General features: G+C 68.2%; 20 protein-coding genes and 1 pseudogene. 12 read left to right on the forward strand and 9 right to left on the reverse strand.

Annotated features, from left to right (window positions below; all coding sequences use genetic code 11):
• Positions 1-3 precede the first annotated feature (3 nt).
• The 3 genes from AB0H43_RS21985 to AB0H43_RS21995 are packed head-to-tail and all read right to left on the reverse strand — an operon-like array spanning position 4 to position 1,845.
• Positions 4-732: an ABC transporter ATP-binding protein gene (locus AB0H43_RS21985; protein WP_360001764.1), complete on the reverse strand. Its 729-nt coding sequence runs from the start codon at positions 730-732 to the stop codon at positions 4-6.
• A 34-nt stretch (positions 733-766) separates the two neighbouring features.
• A complete protein-coding gene (locus tag AB0H43_RS21990; protein WP_360001766.1) occupies positions 767-1,423 on the reverse strand; it encodes a TetR family transcriptional regulator in 657 nt (218 codons plus the stop codon).
• A gap of 41 nt (positions 1,424-1,464) precedes the next feature.
• Positions 1,465-1,845 (reverse strand): hypothetical protein, encoded by a 381-nt coding sequence (locus AB0H43_RS21995; RefSeq protein ID WP_360001768.1) that lies wholly within the window; start codon positions 1,843-1,845, stop codon positions 1,465-1,467.
• Between the two features lie 156 nt (positions 1,846-2,001).
• On the opposite strand from AB0H43_RS21995, the gene AB0H43_RS22000 reads away from it, so the two are divergent.
• On the forward strand, positions 2,002-2,388 hold the full coding sequence (locus tag AB0H43_RS22000) for a cupin domain-containing protein (protein ID WP_360001771.1): 387 nt from the start codon (positions 2,002-2,004) through the stop codon (positions 2,386-2,388).
• Positions 2,389-2,465: 77 nt separating this feature from the next.
• Here AB0H43_RS22000 and AB0H43_RS22005 read toward each other — a convergent pair whose 3' ends face one another.
• The 3 genes from AB0H43_RS22005 to AB0H43_RS22015 form a co-directional block, all read right to left on the reverse strand.
• A complete protein-coding gene (locus tag AB0H43_RS22005; protein WP_360002392.1) occupies positions 2,466-2,936 on the reverse strand; it encodes a universal stress protein in 471 nt (156 codons plus the stop codon).
• Positions 2,937-3,593: 657 nt separating this feature from the next.
• On the reverse strand, positions 3,594-4,469 hold the full coding sequence (locus tag AB0H43_RS22010; RefSeq protein ID WP_360001773.1) for a Clp protease N-terminal domain-containing protein: 876 nt from the start codon (positions 4,467-4,469) through the stop codon (positions 3,594-3,596).
• Positions 4,470-4,552: 83 nt separating this feature from the next.
• Entirely contained in the window at positions 4,553-4,990 is a 438-nt protein-coding gene (locus AB0H43_RS22015) for a universal stress protein (RefSeq protein WP_360001775.1), read from the reverse strand.
• 315 nt (positions 4,991-5,305) lie between these two features.
• On the opposite strand from AB0H43_RS22015, the gene AB0H43_RS22020 reads away from it, so the two are divergent.
• Both AB0H43_RS22020 and AB0H43_RS22025 read left to right on the forward strand, forming a co-directional pair.
• On the forward strand, positions 5,306-5,650 hold the full coding sequence (locus tag AB0H43_RS22020) for a hypothetical protein (protein WP_360001776.1): 345 nt from the start codon (positions 5,306-5,308) through the stop codon (positions 5,648-5,650).
• Between the two features lie 23 nt (positions 5,651-5,673).
• Positions 5,674-6,003, forward strand: coding sequence for a DUF3592 domain-containing protein (locus tag AB0H43_RS22025; protein WP_360001779.1), 330 nt, complete (start codon positions 5,674-5,676; stop codon positions 6,001-6,003).
• Between the two features lie 224 nt (positions 6,004-6,227).
• On the opposite strand, the gene pyrF is transcribed toward AB0H43_RS22025, so the two are convergent.
• On the reverse strand, positions 6,228-7,070 hold the full coding sequence (gene pyrF, locus AB0H43_RS22030; protein WP_360001781.1) for an orotidine-5'-phosphate decarboxylase: 843 nt from the start codon (positions 7,068-7,070) through the stop codon (positions 6,228-6,230).
• A gap of 539 nt (positions 7,071-7,609) precedes the next feature.
• Between pyrF and AB0H43_RS22035 the strand changes: the two genes are divergently transcribed.
• A complete protein-coding gene (locus tag AB0H43_RS22035; protein ID WP_360001782.1) occupies positions 7,610-8,104 on the forward strand; it encodes a nitroreductase family deazaflavin-dependent oxidoreductase in 495 nt (164 codons plus the stop codon).
• Positions 8,105-8,346: 242 nt separating this feature from the next.
• Here AB0H43_RS22035 and AB0H43_RS22040 read toward each other — a convergent pair whose 3' ends face one another.
• Positions 8,347-9,918, reverse strand: coding sequence for a chloride channel protein (locus tag AB0H43_RS22040; protein ID WP_360001783.1), 1,572 nt, complete (start codon positions 9,916-9,918; stop codon positions 8,347-8,349).
• A 255-nt stretch (positions 9,919-10,173) separates the two neighbouring features.
• A complete protein-coding gene (locus tag AB0H43_RS22045; protein ID WP_360001785.1) occupies positions 10,174-10,431 on the reverse strand; it encodes a hypothetical protein in 258 nt (85 codons plus the stop codon).
• Between the two features lie 88 nt (positions 10,432-10,519).
• On the opposite strand from AB0H43_RS22045, the gene AB0H43_RS22050 reads away from it, so the two are divergent.
• From AB0H43_RS22050 to AB0H43_RS22085, 8 genes and pseudogenes are all read left to right on the forward strand, one after another.
• Positions 10,520-11,008 (forward strand): MarR family transcriptional regulator, encoded by a 489-nt coding sequence (locus AB0H43_RS22050; RefSeq protein WP_360001786.1) that lies wholly within the window; start codon positions 10,520-10,522, stop codon positions 11,006-11,008.
• A complete protein-coding gene (locus AB0H43_RS22055) occupies positions 11,005-11,451 on the forward strand; it encodes a DUF2752 domain-containing protein (RefSeq protein ID WP_360001788.1) in 447 nt (148 codons plus the stop codon). Before AB0H43_RS22050 ends, AB0H43_RS22055 begins: the two co-directional genes overlap by 4 nt.
• A gap of 146 nt (positions 11,452-11,597) precedes the next feature.
• Entirely contained in the window at positions 11,598-12,173 is a 576-nt protein-coding gene (locus tag AB0H43_RS22060; RefSeq protein ID WP_360001790.1) for a DUF3105 domain-containing protein, read from the forward strand.
• Positions 12,173-12,856, forward strand: a complete 684-nt coding sequence (locus AB0H43_RS22065; protein ID WP_360001792.1) for a DUF305 domain-containing protein — start codon at positions 12,173-12,175, stop codon at positions 12,854-12,856. Before AB0H43_RS22060 ends, AB0H43_RS22065 begins: the two co-directional genes overlap by 1 nt.
• A 272-nt stretch (positions 12,857-13,128) precedes the next feature.
• Positions 13,129-13,611 (forward strand): nitroreductase family deazaflavin-dependent oxidoreductase, encoded by a 483-nt coding sequence (locus AB0H43_RS22070; protein ID WP_360001794.1) that lies wholly within the window; start codon positions 13,129-13,131, stop codon positions 13,609-13,611.
• 175 nt (positions 13,612-13,786) lie between these two features.
• Positions 13,787-14,074, forward strand: a pseudogene (locus tag AB0H43_RS22075) (ion channel); the annotation flags it as partial.
• Positions 14,060-14,803, forward strand: a complete 744-nt coding sequence (locus AB0H43_RS22080) for an NAD-binding protein (RefSeq protein ID WP_360002394.1) — start codon at positions 14,060-14,062, stop codon at positions 14,801-14,803. The pseudogene AB0H43_RS22075 and the gene AB0H43_RS22080, both read left to right, overlap by 15 nt.
• Positions 14,804-14,908: 105 nt before the next feature.
• Complete coding sequence (locus tag AB0H43_RS22085; RefSeq protein ID WP_360001795.1) at positions 14,909-15,331, forward strand: four-helix bundle copper-binding protein; 423 nt, start codon at positions 14,909-14,911, stop codon at positions 15,329-15,331.
• Positions 15,332-15,413 lie beyond the last annotated feature (82 nt).

A 15,413-nucleotide genomic window follows, 5' to 3' on the forward strand; every position in this document is an offset into this window, starting at 1 on the left:
AGATCACCAGGCCACGTCGGCGGCGTCGGCCGGGGACTCGTTGCGGCGCACGGATTGGACGTGACCGTCCACCATGGTGATGACCCGGTCGGCGATCTGGGCCACCGATGCGTTGTGGGTGACCATGACCACGGTGCGTCCCGAGCGGTGCAGGCGTTGCAGCAGCTGCAGAATTTGCCGGCCGGTGGCCAGGTCCAACGCGCCGGTCGGTTCGTCGGCCAGCAGCAAGTCGGGGTCGGTTGCCAGGGCACGGGCCAGCGCCACCCGCTGCTGCTGCCCGCCGGACAGCTGGGCCGGGAAGTGGTCCATCCGGTCGCCCAGGCCGACGTCGGCCAGCAGTCTCGGTGCGGCGTCGCGGTCGCCGCGGCCGGTCAGTTCGATCAGGACTTCGACGTTCTCCCGGGCGGTCAGGGTGGGCACGAGGTTGAAGAACTGGAACACGAACCCGATGTGCTGCCGGCGGAATTCGCTCAGATCGGCGGGATTGCGGCCGGTGAGGTTTTGGTCTGCGACCACGATCTGCCCGCCGGTGGCGGTCTCGATGCCGCCGATGATGTTGATCAGGGTGGTTTTGCCGGAGCCGCTGGGGCCGAGGACGACCACCAATTCGCCGGGCGTGATGTCGACGTCGACATCACGAAGGGCCTGGACCTCGGCGTCGCCGCTGCCGTAGGTCTTCGTGACGGCCCGCAGCTGCACACCGCCTCGGGCGACCATGGTGTGTGTCGTCATCAGATTCCTTCCGCGGGAAGTATGAGGACGCCTTCTACGTCGAGTGTGTGGAACCGGGTGGCAGGGCGAAGACGCCTTGCGCGTAGGCGGCGACGACGTCGGCCGACCAGCGGCGGATCCCTGCCGGCGATAGCGGGTCGACGCCGAGGACGTCGGCGAGATGGTCGTGGAGCAGGACCATCGCCAGATCGTTGACCATGAGAAACGCTGCCCGGACCGCGACGTCGTCGCTGGGTTTGGTCACGCCCGCCGCGGTGAGCTGCTCCATCATCGCCACGCTGGCTGCGAACCAATGCTTGAACAGCTGACGGCCCGCCTCGTCGCCGGATAGCAGCAGCCGCCGCAGGTACGCCGGTATCGGCGACCCGGGCGGCAGGTGCGCCAGCATCAGCTCTGCGAACGATGTCGCCGCGGCGGGGGCGTCGGACAGGTCCAGCATGCCCGGATCGGTTGTGCCCGCGGCGAACATGTCGTCGAAGACTGCCACGACGTGTTCGTCGACAGCGTGGCGCAAGCCCAGTTTGGAGCCGTAATGGTGCACTACGAGCGCGGGTGAGACTCCGGCCGCTGCGGCTATGTCGCGCATCGACACCGCGTCCGGGCCGCGCTCGGCGAACAGCGCGAGCGCGTGATCACGGATGTGGGCACGTGCTGTCAGGTCGCCCCGCGCAGGCCCACCGGCTGAACGCATGTTCAATATGCTAATCAGGTGTTCAGTGTTCTGGCAAGCCCCTATTTCTGTCCGACGCGGTTGAATCCGGCGTGGTGGTTGTGCACGCGCACGATTCCGGAGCCGAGCGCTTGAGCCTTCGCCCGCAATTGCGCCACCACGTCATCGCCGGGCTCGCCGTAAATGTCGATCGACTGCATCTGCACGTATGCGGCGAACGCGGGAAACCGCGGCCCGGCGATCTGCAGGTGAAAGGCAAGCGAGGCGGCGTCGGCATGCAGATGCACCACCGTCATGGCGCTGCCGTCGGGATCGAAATACACGTTGTAGGCCAGGATCATTGGCTCGTTCGCCTCGATGAAGACCGCGAGCTCCGTGATCGCCGCGCGCAGCTCGGCCAGGCGTCCCGCCCGCACGAGCGAGCGGTCGACATAAGTGATCATAGGGTCACGGTACGTTCGCCGATGACTGCGCCCACGTGGATCCGTTACTCCAATTGCATCGTGGCGAGCCGCCGCCGACCTCACGGGTTGACCGGCTGTGTCGCGGCGATCGCCGTTTCAGGATCATTTGCCTTTTGCCCGACGTACCATCGGCACGTGGGACAGCACCCGAACTCAGTCCTGCTCATGAGGCCTGGGGACCGTCAGCCGGGACCGCCGACCGCCGGGATGGTCCGCGAGGCGGCATTCACCAGCGCGCAGACGTGGTCTGGCCTCGCTCGCACCGAGCCCGGCATGGTGTCGGGCTGGCACCATCACGGCGAATACGACTCGATCATCTATGTTCTCAGCGGTGCGCTGCACATCGAGTTCGGTCCCGCCGGCACGGATACGGTGCACGCCGAGCCAGGCGACTTCGTCCTGGTCCCGCGCGCGACGGTGCATCGGGAGAGCAACCCGTCTGTCCAGCCCGCGGAGATGGTTGTGGTCCGGTTCGGCTCCGGAGAATCGATCTTCAATGTAAGCGGACCCGCCGCGAGCTAAGCGGCGCCATCCGTGAAACAGCGCGCAGCCGAACTCGTATCCAACCGGTGGTCGAGCCCAGAATGAAGCCGGCTGGGCTATGCGTAGGCTGGCGGCGGTTCCTCCTTACTACCGGTCGACGGCTCGAGCATGTCGCGTTCGACACGGCGAGGCTCAAACTGGCCTGGCGTTGGTAGAGGAGGTGGGTTTGCACTGTGACTACGTGCGCGGACCACGACGACCGGGCAGGTCCCGTAGTGCAGGCAACCGTGACTGACCGAACCCCGCAGCGCCTCGGAGGGTTCACCGTGGCCGCGGTTGCCCACTACGAGCAGGTCGTCGCCTTTGGCGTGGTCGAGCAGCACGGTCGCGGGGTCACCTCGCTCCACCACGTGGGCGGTGGACCTGACGGCCGCAGTCGCCACCGCCTGATCCGAAACCTCGCGGGCTGCGACTTCGAATCTTCTCCCGGCAGGACTACCGCACCCGATCCCATGCTTGACCGCACCCGCCATGCGGTGACGGCGACGAGGCCGGATCCAGTGGCTCGAGCCTAGACGGCGGCCCATCGCGAGGCATGCGTGGACAAGGGCTGCCGTCCACGCCACAACGCCTTGTCCGTGGCGGCTTTGCCAGCCAGGGCCGTTGGTTCCTGCAGATCGAAACCTTCGGAAGCCGCCTGCGGGAGGTGTCTCCACAGGCCGCCGTCGGCGATTGTCATCGGGTTGTCATGGGCCCGCACAAGGATCGCGAAAGCCCGCGCACAGAGTCAGTCCTGGGACGCCGCCAGCGACGCATCCGGCCAGCATCGGGGCGGGCCAGGGCAGCGCCCCAAGCCCTTCGCCGGCGTCGGCCGCACTCGAGTCATCCGGCGCCGGCGTTAGGGCGCAAGCAGCCGGCCGCAGAGCTGGAGGCGAACAGGTGGATGACTTCGGCGTCCATCTACGCGCCTGGCTGCTGCTGGTCGTGGTGACCGCCGTTCTGGTAGCTGCCGCGCGGCACGACGGGCGGCGCCGCCGGCCCGGCGACGTGCGCGGCTGGAAGCCGGCGCAGACAGCGATCGCCGGCGGACGGCGACGGCTAGCCGTTCGCACTCGCGCATAACCAGGCCGTGACTGCTTAGAGGGCTGTCGCGGAGCAGTTGCCGGCTCGTTGGAAGGTCGTCGCGGCCGGGACCGAGGCGGGGCTCGAGGAAGGCACATGCGGCTGTTCGCGGCCGGGTGTGTTCATGCCGGTCGCGTGCTCCGTAGGGCGCGGTCTCCGGTGCTGAGGATCTCTAGGCTCAGGTGCACGCAGGCGGAGCAGATCCATACGCTGGGTCCGGCGACCATGGGACGATCGGGATTGGTGCAGCCGCAGAAGGCGCAGACGCGGCCGCGCACCCGTTTGCCGCGGCCCCGGATCGGGGGTGGGATCATGTCGGCCAGTTCTTTCTTGATCCGGTCCGGGTGTACGCCGAGGTCGTTGAGTACGCGGCGGGCGGCGCTGCCGGGATCGGTGGCGATGACCAGCAGCAGTTGCTGGGTGTCGACTCGGCTTTGGCCACGGCCGGCGGTGAAGCGTCGGGCTTGCGCGACCGCCGATTCGGCTTCGCCGTCGCCCAGCACGCGTGTGCCGTCGGTTGTGCTGATTTGCGCGAACAGCCGGGCGGCCGTCGCCCGGATGCCGTCGCGGGTGACGCCGAGTTGGTCTAGGACGGCGGCGGCGTACCCGGTGTGCAGCAGACCGAGGAGCAGATGATGGGTGCCGGGCACGCTGTCGTCGGTGTCGGCGGCATCCTGGGCTGCTTGCAGGCAAGCGGCTAGCCTCGGCGAGATGGCGACGCCTTCGGCGTCGACGGGAATGTCGGCCTGGCCCAGCCGGTCGGCGTAACGCTGCCTTGCGGCCTGCTTCGAAACGCCGAGCCGATCACCGATCGCCGTCCAGGACAGCCCTGCCACGCGCGCGGCGGCGACGAAATGTTCCACGAGCGCGTCGGTTGCGTCGTGGGTCTCGGCAGCAACAGTTACCGCTGTGGCGAGCAAGACGAGCGGGTCGTCACTGGCCGCGCGTTCACGAACCGCGTCAATCAGTGCCATGGCCGGCCGCGCCGCGTTGTCCATGATGACAATGCTAAGTTGTCGTAACGAGTCTTGACAAGGTTAGATTGTCGACCGGTCGTGCGGCTGCCGCATTCGTCGACGACCTAATTGCCGTGCTGTGACTGCGGTGCGCGGACCACGACGACGGGGCATGTCGCGTGGTGTACGCACCGGTGACTCACCGAGCCCAGCAGCACCTCGGAGACTTCACCATGGCCGCGGCTGCCGACAACGAGCAAGTCGGCGTCTTTGGCGTGGTCGAGCAGCACTGTGGCGGGATCGCCTCGCTCCACGATCCGCGTCGTGGGCGCGACGGCTGCCGTCGCCAACGCCTTGTCCACAACCTCCCAGGCGGCGTTTTCGAAGTCTTCTCCTGGCAGGACCGCCGCACCAGATCCCATACCTGATGGCACCTGCCAGGCGGTGACGGCAACGAGGTCGGCTCCGGTGGCCGCCGCGTAATCGGCTGCCCAGCGCAGGGCCTGTACGGATGACGGCGACCCGTCCACGCCCACAACCACGTGTTGCTTGGCGTTGGTCATGATTTCACGTTGGCCGTCCCCGGCCATGCCGGCCAGGGCCGTTGGTCCCGGACCGGGCGGGACTTCGGGAAGCCCCGTCGGTAGCCGCCCCATCCGCTGGGGCAGCGTTTGTCATCGGTTCGTCATAGGTCCGCGCGCGGATCGCGAAAGCTCGCGCGCAGAGTCTGGGCGAGGACGCCGTCAGCGACGCATCCAGCCCGCATCAGGGCGGGCCAGGGCGGGCGACCTTGCCCTCGCCCGCGTCGGCCGCGATCGAGTCATCCGGCGCCGGCGACAGGGCCCAGCAACCGGACGCCAGGAGGTGGAGGCGAGCACGTGGATGACTTCGACGTCCACTTACGCGCCTGGCTGCTACTGGTCGTCGTGACCGCCGTTCTGGTGGCTGCCGCGTGGTACGACGGGCGGCGTCGCCGGCCAGGCGACGTGCGCGGCTGGAAACCGGCGCAGGCCGCGATCGTCGATCGGTGCGCCGTTTCGCGTGAGACTCTGCAGTATTGCCGGCTGACGGTGCGGTTCCGGACCTGGCGCGGGCATTGGGCGTACCTGGTCGCGGAGGTGCCGGCGGCGCAAGCGCCGAGCGGCGACGAGGTGTGGGTGCTGTACGACCCGTTGCGCCCGCAGTTCGCCCAGCTGTCGCTGCGGCAACCCCGCGACGAGTAGCGGCATCGGGTTGAAGGAGCGACATGCGCACGTTGGCTGACTATTTGCCTGCCATCCTGTGTCTGCTGCCGTTGGCGGCGACGGTCGCAGGCGGTGTCGTGGCGTGGTCGCGACGACGGCGGACAGACACTATCGGTTGGGCTCCGGCGGTGGGAACGATCGTCGATTCTGAACGGGTGTGGCATCGCGGCGAACTGTGGACCCGGTTACAGGTGGAGTTTCGTTGTCTGCAAGGACGCACCGTTCGTTTCATCGATGAGGTGCCCGCCTGGCAGGTTCCGCACGCGGACGTCCATCTGATCTACGACCCGGTGTCGCCGGAGCATGCGAGGTTGGTCCGGCGACGCCGATAACCCAAGCCCGGTGCGCGGCCTGTTTCCGGGTCTACCGCAGTGCCCGACGGCGTCTGGCGCAACGGGCGGTAGTGCTGCGGCGAGGCGCGGAATCGACGGTGTGCGTCGCGTGTGCTGAAGCGATCGATCGCATGCTGCCGCTGGGAATGCTGAACCGTCTCGCCACCCGCGGCGGCCGGAGCAGATGACCGCGCCGGATCTGGGCTCGGCGTGGCGACGTGCTGTCAGGCCGAGGCGGCAAGGTGAGCGTCGACGATGTCGGCATGCAGCTGCCGCGTGGCCTCGCGGGCCGCCTCGGCGAAGGAGGGGCCGGTTTCGGCTTCGATGATCGCCCGAGACGAGCTGATGATCATGCCGCCCGCTGTGGTGGATCCCGCGCGAACGGCAGCGTGCACGTTGCCGCCTTGACGGCCTATACCGGCCACCAGGATCGGCAGCGTAGGTGCGATCGCGCGGACGTCGGCGATCTGCTCCGGGTAGGTGCCCCCGACGAGTACTCCGACATTGCCGTGGGTGTTCCAGTCGTGCTCGGCGAGCCGGGCGACCCGCTGATAGAGGGCCTCGCCAGATGAGACGAGGTTCTGCAGCTCACCCGAGCCCGGGTTGGAGGTGCGGCACAGGACGATGACGCCCTTGGTGCGGGTGTCCAGGAACGGTCGCAGGGCATCGACACCAAGGTAAGGCTGGACCGTGACGGCATCGGCGCCGAGGTAGCCGAACAGCGCGTCTCGGTAGGCCTCGTTGGTGGAGGCGATGTCGCCACGCTTGGCGTCAACGATCACCGCTGTGTGCGGCGCGACGGTGTTGATGTGGGTGATGATGCGCTGGAGCGCCGCCAGGCCTGGTACGCCCCATCGTTCGTAGAAGGCGATGTTCGGCTTGTACGCGCACACCACATCAGCGGTCGCATCGACGATCGCACACGCGTACGCGTACAGAGCCTGCTCGGTGTCGGACTCGGGCACCGACGCTCGCACCACGGACATGTCGGGATCCAGTCCGACACAGGCCATCCGGCCTTGGGCCCATTGTCGGTTCAACAGGTCGGTGAACACCTCGTCGCGCATGCGGTGACTCTCCTTGATGATGGACGACCGCGCCACGGCCAGCTTTGCCGCACAACGTACCCTGCCGCGGGCTAGACGGCCTTCAGAGATGATGGAGCCCTCGACCGGCATCCAGCCCCGGTCCACAGGTCCGGTTGTCTCGCAGACCGTCTTCGGATCACTCCGGCCGCCTTGGCCCATCCTGGCCGGCCGCCCGAACGGGTCGACCAACCGTGCCACTATCGCGCGACCGGCCACGCCAGAGTGTGCCGCGCCGACGTCACGTCTGCCGCGGCTCGTAGGCCGGTTCGCGACGCCTGATATTGCCTACCACGTGTGGTTTCGGGCCGCTGGTCCTGGTCCTTGAGCTGCGTTTCGTCATCGGATCGTCACACGGCCGGGTTCGGGTCGTCGTGTTCTCAGCGGACCGTATGTCGGCGGCCGCTGCGGGGTCGTCGCCCCTGCACGAGCTCCACGGAGTGTGCGACGACTTGGTGTCGGCGCGCTCTACGCGGTCAGCATCTGAGCGCCGGCAGCGGCCGTCCACAATCTATTGCTGAATGAAGGCACGTGACATTATGGGTTTCACCGAGCCGAACCTTCGCCTGTCTGAGGGCCGGGGGGCGTTTGGCCTGCCCGCGATGCTCACCCGCCTTCGCGCCGCTGGTCTATCCGGCCGGGGGTTCGTGGTGTTGGACCACGTCTGCCGGGAGACCGGCAGGGTTCGCCGCTCGACGGTCGAGATTGTGGCCCGATCCGTCGATGTGGTGATTGTGGCGGCGGGATTCGGCGTCGCGTCCGACTGGTTTCAGGACCTGGAGTGCCATCCCGACACGACGGTGCGTATCGGCCGGCGGGCGATGGCTGTGCGGGCCGAGCGGGTTGACGCCGAGGCACGGTCGCAGGCGATGACCACGTACGCGCGACAGCATCCGGCCGCTGCCCGGCGGTTGACGCGGCTGATGGGTTTCGCCGTCGATGGAACCGACGTGGATTATCGGGCCGTGGGTGCGGCGCTGCACATGCTGCGTTTGCAGTCGCCGCCGCCCGCATAGTGGCGAGATCTCCGGGAGCAGACCGCATCGACGCGCCGGCCGGCCCAGATGCCCTCATGTTTGGCGACGTGACGCATGTGGCAGAGGGAAGGCTTGCTGAGTTGCCCGGTCGCTACCGTGATCGTTGCCATGCCGACGTCCAGGTACCCGGTCAGCAACCGATTCGCCCGGTCGAGGATCGCCACACCGCTGCGTTCATCACTTGGCACAACGCGCCCCGCTCGCCTCGCCGTGGTCGGATCTCACGCCTCGGCGGGCGTAGCCGCGGCTGGGCGGCGGTGTGGCGCCGGCCGTCCGATGGCCGCCGCGGCGCGCAGCAGGTCGTGGTGAGTGACCCAGGTGATCGGCGGCCGGTCCGCGGTGACGACAGGCAGGCCGCCGACGTGGTGGCGGGCGAGCTGGGTCATCGCCGATTCGAGGTCGGCGTCGGCGGCCAAACTGGGTACCGGGCGGGCGAGCTGGGCCGCCGTGACATCAGCGGCGGCCAAAACTTGTTCGACATCCTCGGCGGTGATGACACCGACGATGTGGCCAGCGCCGTCGCGGACCGGCAGCGTGTCTGCGGTGCCAGCAGCGAATCTGGCGGCGACGGCGGCGACGTTCGCCTCCGGCGGGATCGGTTCGGGAAGCGGCCCGGCCGCGACCGCGATGCTGGTCTGGCGCAGTCGCCGGGTCGGTGACAGCAGATCGACACCGCGCCGCGTCAGCTTTCGGGTGTAGATCGTGTCGGGCGACAGCAGCCGGGACAGGCCAGCCGCCACGGCGATGGCCAACATCAGGGGCAGGATGATCCGATACTGCCCGGTGAGCTCGAACATGATCAGCACCGCGGTGATCGGCGTGCGGGCGGCGCCGGCGAATACCGCCCCCATGCCGACCAGCGCATAGGCGCCCGGTGCGGGTGCCAACGCGGGGTCGGCGATGTGCAGTATCTGCCCAGTGGCAGCGCCGAGCATCGCTCCGATGAACAGTGACGGCGCGAACACGCCGCCAGAGCCGCCGATGCCGATAGTCAGGCTGGTGGCCAGGATTTTGGCGAGCAGCAGCACCAGCAGGAACGTCACCGTGTAAGCGCCCGCAGCGGCCGACCCGAGGACGGGATAGCCGACGCCGTACATCTGCGGCAAGACGAGCAGCAGCGCGCCAAGCAGCAGACCGCCGGCGGCCGGGCGCAGCCATTGCGGTCCGCGCCAAAGGCGGTCACATACGTCTTCGATGGCGTACAGCAGCCGGCTGAACAGCACACCCGCTCCGGCGGCGGCCACGCCGAGGGCGGCGAATCCGAGGAACTGATCAGGGTGGGTGACGGTGAACGCCGGAAGGGTGAGGAACGGGTGATCGCCGAGGATCGCCCGACCAACGACGGAGGCGGCTACCGCGGACAGGACCACGGCGGCGAATGATTCGACGGCGAAGTCAGCCAAGATCAGTTCGAGGGCGAAGAACACTCCGGCGAGCGGTGCATTGAAGGTGGCGGCGATACCACCGGCGGCGCCGCACGCGACCAGAATGCGCATGCGGGCGGCGGGCAGCCTGGCGACCTGCCCCACTGCCGAGCCGAGCGCTGATCCGATTTGCACGATCGGCCCTTCGCGTCCGACCGAGCCCCCGCCTCCGATGCAGATCGCACTCGCCAAGGCTTTCACCGCGGCGACCTGGGGCCGGATACGCCCGCCTGTCTCGGCGACCGCGTACATAACCTCAGGCACCCCGTGGCCGCGTGCTTCCCTGGCGAATCGGTGGATCAGCGGTCCGTATAGCAGCCCGGCGGCCACCGGCGTCAGCAGGAGGAACCAGCGGCCGAGGGCCGGCATGTCTGGATGGGGCGCGCCAGGGGTCGCGGTGTAGTCGGCCGTCCCCGACAACACGGCGGTGGCGGTGTCGACCAGCCAGCGGAACACCACTGCGCCGAGACCCGCGCCGAGACCGACCAGCACCGCGAGCGCCTGCAGCCCGGCATCGGCAGTGTGCAGCCAGCCTGCGACCACCGCACCTATGCGCTGTCGACTGTGCCTGTTCGCCACGCGGCCAACCCCTCACCTGATACATGCCATAGTGCAACCATTGCACTATGGCAACATTATATGGTCGAGGTGTCGGCACGATGTCGGCTGCAGATCGGTGGGCCTGCGCATGGTGGTTGTCCTGCCCGCCACGTTGGGGCCGAGGACGCCGACCGCGGTTCCGGCCGCCGCGTCGAGCACGATGTCGTCGACGGCGGTCAGCGAACCGAGGCGCTCGGGCAGCCTGTCCAGCTGAATCGGCTCTGGCTTGTCGCCTCCAACCGGAGCCTGGCGTGAAGTCCAGACCGACAAGGGCCGGACCACGGTGGCCTTTTTGTTGTCAGTATGCAACTATTACTAGGTGGCACGTTACTCGCCGCGCGGTTCGCGCGCCAGCACCGGCAGCCAGCCGATGGTCGACGGGCTGATGGCGCTGAGCCGGGCCTTGGTGGCGCTCACCGTGCGGTCGCTCAACGAACTCGACACCGACGTGACGCTGACGCAGTACCGCACGCTGATCGTGCTTGCGTCGCAAGGCCCTCAGCGCACCGCCGACCTCGCCCACGAGGTCGGCGTCCGGCCGTCGACGGCCAGCCGCATGTGCGATCGCCTGGTCACCCGCGGGCTCGTGCGCCGCCAGCCCGACGACGCCGACCGGCGCGTTGTCTGGGTGGCCCTGACCGAGTCCGGAAAAGACCTCGTCGGTCAAGCCATGACCCTGCGCCGGCAACTGTTGTCACAGTTGCTCGCTGACGCCGGGGTCCACGACGGCGAGGCGTTCGCCGCCACGGCCGAGCGGCTAGCGGCCGCAGCCGGTGAGCTGCCGGATCCGATGTGGTGGCTGCAATGGCGGCAATCCACCGATCTGACCGGCCCTGACGTTGATCGGAAAGCCGCGTGACGAGCTTTCCGACAAGCGACGCCCGTCCCGCCCGATGGGCGCCGGTCGCGGTGTGGCTGCTGCTGGCGGTCGCCGCCGGGTGGGTCCTGGCGCATAACCCCACCGACCGGATCCCCGACCCGACCGGGCCGTGCCTATGGCACGCCCTGACCGGGATCAACGGGCCGACCTGCGGCGGCACCCGCATGTTCTGGTACCTGATCCACGGCAACCTCGTGCAGGCCGCCCGACACCACCTCGCCGCGCTGGCCGGCATGATGTATGGGCTGTATGCGCTGCTGGCCTGGACCATCGCCGGCTTCGGAGGCCGGCGTTTGCCGCTGTGGCGGCCCGGCGGCAAAGCCATCGCCGCATACCTGCTGCTGTTTCTGCTGTACGCGGTGGTGCTGCGCAATCTGCCCTGGGCCCCGTTCTCGTGGTTTGACATCCCCAACCTCGACTGACGACCCGCTACCGCAAGCCTTCCCAGCCGCTGGAGTTCCCCGTGTCAGCCAAGACCGCCCGCAGCGCGCGCCGCACCACACCGAACCAGAGATCGACAAAGTCTGGCCGCCGGGCACGGCGACCCTGGCTGCCCTATGCCGCGTACGTGGCTGTCGCCATCGTCGCGATCGGCGTGGTGATCGCATACGCCACCCGGGCCACGACCGCGCAGCCAGCCGCCGTGCAGAAGGTCACCGACATCGCCGGCGTGGTCGATTACCGCACCAGCACACCGCAGACCTTGACCCGCAACCATAAGCAGGGAGTTCTGCCCTACCAGCAGTCGCCGCCGGTCGGTGGCGACCACAACCCGGTATGGCAGAACTGCACCGGCACCGTCTACACCGCGCCGATCGCCAACGAGCACGCCGTGCACAGCATGGAACACGGCGCGGTCTGGATCACCTACCGGCCCGGGCTGCCCGCCGACCAGATCAGCGTCCTGGCCGCAAAGGTCACCGGCGTGCAGTACATGCTGATGAGCCCCTATCCCGACCTCGATGCGCCGATCAGCGTCCAAGCCTGGGGCTACCAGCTCAAACTCGACTCCGCTACCGACCCGCGGATCGACCAGTTCATCGCGACCACCCGCATCACGCTCGCACCCGAAGCCGGCGCCACCTGCACCGGCGGCATCACCACCACCGGAACCACACCGCGCAACGTCGACGGAGGCATGTGATGACCATCCTTCACCCCAACCGCGGCGCCACGGCTTCGGGCCGGCCCGGCATGGTCCGCTGGCTCATCGTCGGGTTCGCCTTGCTCACCCTGGCCGCGGTGGCGTTCATCGGCGGATTCCAGCTCCGCGCGGAACAACCCGCCGCAGCGGCCGCCGCGACGCCGTCGGACGGCTCCGCCGACGCCGGGTTCGCCCGCGACATGCAAACCCATCATGCTCAAGCCGTCGAGATGGCCATGCTCGCCTACCGCACCAGCCGCAACCCACATATCCAGGTCATGGGCTACGACATCGCGCTGACCCAGCAAGCCCAGATCGGGATCATGAGCGACTGGCTGCAACAGTGGCGGCTGTTGCCCACCGGCACCGAGCCCGCCATGGCATGGATGCCCCCGATGCCCGGCGAACAGGACATGATCGCCGCCGACGGCCTCATGCCGGGCATGGCCACCCCCGAGCAGATGCAGCGCCTGCGCACGGTGTCCGGCCACGCGTTCGACGTGTTGTTCTGCCAGCTGATGATCCGCCACCATCTCGGCGGCATCGTCATGATCGACGGCCTGCTAGCCGCCGGCGCGCGGCCCGACGTCCGAACGCTCGCCGACGGCATGAAGGCCGCGCAGCAGACGGAGATCAGCACCATGACCGGCATCCTCGACAAGCTCGGCGCGTCAGCGTCCTGATCGACCTCGGGCGGTGATCGTCACATGATTGTCATGACACCGGGTCTGCGTCGTCGCGTTCGACGTGCAGGGTGTGCGGTGCGGCCGCTGCCGGTCCTCGTCGCCTCACCGCCCGCCCCAGGGAGCTCGGCGACGTACCGCCGATTCAGCGCGCTTCGCGGTCGGCCACCCGCCGGCAGCGGCCGACCACACCATCGGCATTTCTGCGTGACGCCCTCGCACCGTCCACCGAAAAGTCGCCACCATAGGTGCACATCGGAAGTGATTGCCTGATGGAAATCAAGCAGCGGCCGCGGCGGCCGTCCGGTCTTCGCCGCTGGGCATTCCGCCTTCCCATCTTGCTTTACCGGCTGCGGCTGGGCGCGTTCCTCGGGTCCCGCTTCGTCCTCATCAACCACATCGGCCGTAAGACTGGCCAACCCCGGCAGACTGTCGTCGAAGTCGTCTCGCGCGCCGACAATGCCGTCACCGTCGCCGCTGGATTCGGCCCCGGCTCCGACTGGTATCGCAACCTTCTAGTCCATCCCAGTACCACGATTCAGCTCGGCAGCCACCACCTCGCCGTCCAAGCTCACCGCATCGACGCCGACGCTCGCGCCGAGGCGATGCTCGACTACGCCCACCGGCACCCGGGCGCGGCCCGCAAGCTCACGAAGTTCATGGGTTACACCGTCGACGGCAGCGACGCGGACTACGCGGCCGTTGGACGCGCACTGCACATGCTGCGATTCCAGCCGGGCGCAGACCACAGCTGATCCAGCGCCCACTCCGTTCGCTCTGCGGCTGGCCGGCGGCACCGCACGATGTCATCGGACTGTCATACGGCCGGGCCGATCCGGTCATCACCGGTCAGTACAACGGATGCGACGCGACCCGCCGAGACTCGCGTGCGCACCTGCCGGGACCGGATGGGCGAAGGGGAACCAGACGATGACGATCGCGCTGCTGCGCCTGCTGCGCAAGCTCACCGGATCGTCGTGGGCGATCCCCGTGACGTTGATCGCGTTCGTGTTCGCCACCAGCTGGCTGATGATGAGCGCCACCGAGCCGGCCGGCTCGGCACTGCTACAGCCCGGCACCTACTGGTGGTGGTTCATCGTCACCGCCTCCACCGTCGGCTACGGCGACTTCTACCCCACCACCACCGGCGGACATCTGGTCGGCGTCTACGTCATCGCCGGAGGCATCGCCACCCTCACCACGATCTTCGCCCGCATCGCCACCGCGGTGGACAACGCGAAAGGCAGACGCATGAACGGCACCGTCGCCCTGCGCGAACAAGACCATCTCGTGATCGTCGGCTACCACCCGGGCCGCACCGAACGCATCGTCGCCGAGGTCCTCGCCGACACCCACGGCCGGAAACTCGTGCTATGCGCCGCGCCGGACACCACGGTAAACCCGATGCCTGGCCAGCCCGTCGGGTTCGTACGCGGCGACTTCACCGACGACGTGACCTTGCGCCGTGCCTGCGTGCATACCGCGGCAACAGTGGTCATCGACGCCGCCGACGACAACGAAGCCCTCGCCGTGCTGGTCACCGTCGCTCATCTGACCGCCACCGCGCACGTCGTGGTGGCACTGCGCGACATGGAACGCGCCGCCCACCTGACCTACGTGCACCCCGGCGTGAACTGCGTGCAATGGCACCATCCGCGGATGCTGGCCGAAGAACTGCAAGATCCCGGCATGGCCCGCATCTACGGCGAACTGATGAGCTCCGACGGCGGCAACACCTACTCGATACGGCTGCCGCACCAGCTGGATCAGACCAGCTTCGGGGCCTGCCAGGTCATTCTCGGGCAGCGTCACGACGCGGTCCTGCTGGCTGTCGAGACCGACGGCCAGCTGCTGATCAGCCCGTCGTGGCATCATCAGCTCACCGCGGGAGCCACCCTGTTCTATGTCGGCCGCCGCCGGCTGAGCCCAGCCGACCTGTCCGAATAGCCCGCCGCACAGGTGCCCTCCCCCGCTGCGGTTTGGGTTTCGGATAAGTCACTCCGGACGACGCATGGACGCACCGATGGCGGGTAGCGAGGATGAACAACTGTTGTGCTGGAGGTCGTCATGACTACCGTCACCATGCCGATGCTGGAAACCTACCCACAAGAGATCAACTTCGACCGGCGTCAGCTCGCCGAGGTGATCGACACACTGACCGCGTGCAGCGAGGCGTGCACCGCCTGCGCGGACGCCTGCCTCAGCGAACCGATGGTGGCCGACCTGGCCAAATGCATCCGCACCAACCTCGACTGCGCTGACATCTGCTCCGCCACCGCCCGAGTGCTGTCACGGCACACCGGCTACGACGCCAACATCAGCCGGACCCTGCTCGAAGCATGCGCGATGGCCTGCCAGTCGTGTGCCGACGAATGCGAACGGCATGCCGACATGCACGAGCACTGCCGTATCTGCGCCCAAGCCTGCCGCAGCTGCGAACAGGCCTGCCGGCAGTTGCTGTCGGCGATGAGCTGAACCGCCCGTAGGCGCTACGACCCGGTGAGCTTGCCGGCGGCAGCGGCTGCTCACCCTGCGGGCCTTGGCGAGGATCCGCGAG

This window comes from Hamadaea sp. NPDC050747, assembly GCF_040654195.1.
In the GTDB taxonomy this organism is placed as follows: domain Bacteria; phylum Actinomycetota; class Actinomycetes; order Mycobacteriales; family Micromonosporaceae; genus Hamadaea.

What these genes read in the sequence shown, in the direction of transcription:
- AB0H43_RS22010 (WP_360001773.1), bottom strand. Translation starts at nt 4,469, where the DNA reads ATGGACAACGCGGCGCGGCCGGCCATGGCACTGATTGACGCGGTTCGT.
- AB0H43_RS22015 (WP_360001775.1), bottom strand. Translation starts at nt 4,990, where the DNA reads ATGACCAACGCCAAGCAACACGTGGTTGTGGGCGTGGACGGGTCGCCG.
- AB0H43_RS22050 (WP_360001786.1), top strand. Translation starts at nt 10,520, where the DNA reads ATGGTCGACGGGCTGATGGCGCTGAGCCGGGCCTTGGTGGCGCTCACC.
- AB0H43_RS22035 (WP_360001782.1), top strand. Translation starts at nt 7,610, where the DNA reads ATGAAGGCACGTGACATTATGGGTTTCACCGAGCCGAACCTTCGCCTG.
- AB0H43_RS22065 (WP_360001792.1), top strand. Translation starts at nt 12,173, where the DNA reads ATGACCATCCTTCACCCCAACCGCGGCGCCACGGCTTCGGGCCGGCCC.
- AB0H43_RS22005 (WP_360002392.1), bottom strand. Translation starts at nt 2,936, where the DNA reads ATGGGCCGCCGTCTAGGCTCGAGCCACTGGATCCGGCCTCGTCGCCGT.
- AB0H43_RS21995 (WP_360001768.1), bottom strand. Translation starts at nt 1,845, where the DNA reads ATGATCACTTATGTCGACCGCTCGCTCGTGCGGGCGGGACGCCTGGCC.
- AB0H43_RS22025 (WP_360001779.1), top strand. Translation starts at nt 5,674, where the DNA reads ATGCGCACGTTGGCTGACTATTTGCCTGCCATCCTGTGTCTGCTGCCG.
- AB0H43_RS22070 (WP_360001794.1), top strand. Translation starts at nt 13,129, where the DNA reads ATGGAAATCAAGCAGCGGCCGCGGCGGCCGTCCGGTCTTCGCCGCTGG.
- AB0H43_RS21985 (WP_360001764.1), bottom strand. Translation starts at nt 732, where the DNA reads ATGACGACACACACCATGGTCGCCCGAGGCGGTGTGCAGCTGCGGGCC.
- AB0H43_RS21990 (WP_360001766.1), bottom strand. Translation starts at nt 1,423, where the DNA reads ATGCGTTCAGCCGGTGGGCCTGCGCGGGGCGACCTGACAGCACGTGCC.
- AB0H43_RS22040 (WP_360001783.1), bottom strand. Translation starts at nt 9,918, where the DNA reads ATGCCGGCCCTCGGCCGCTGGTTCCTCCTGCTGACGCCGGTGGCCGCC.
- pyrF (WP_360001781.1), bottom strand. Translation starts at nt 7,070, where the DNA reads ATGCGCGACGAGGTGTTCACCGACCTGTTGAACCGACAATGGGCCCAA.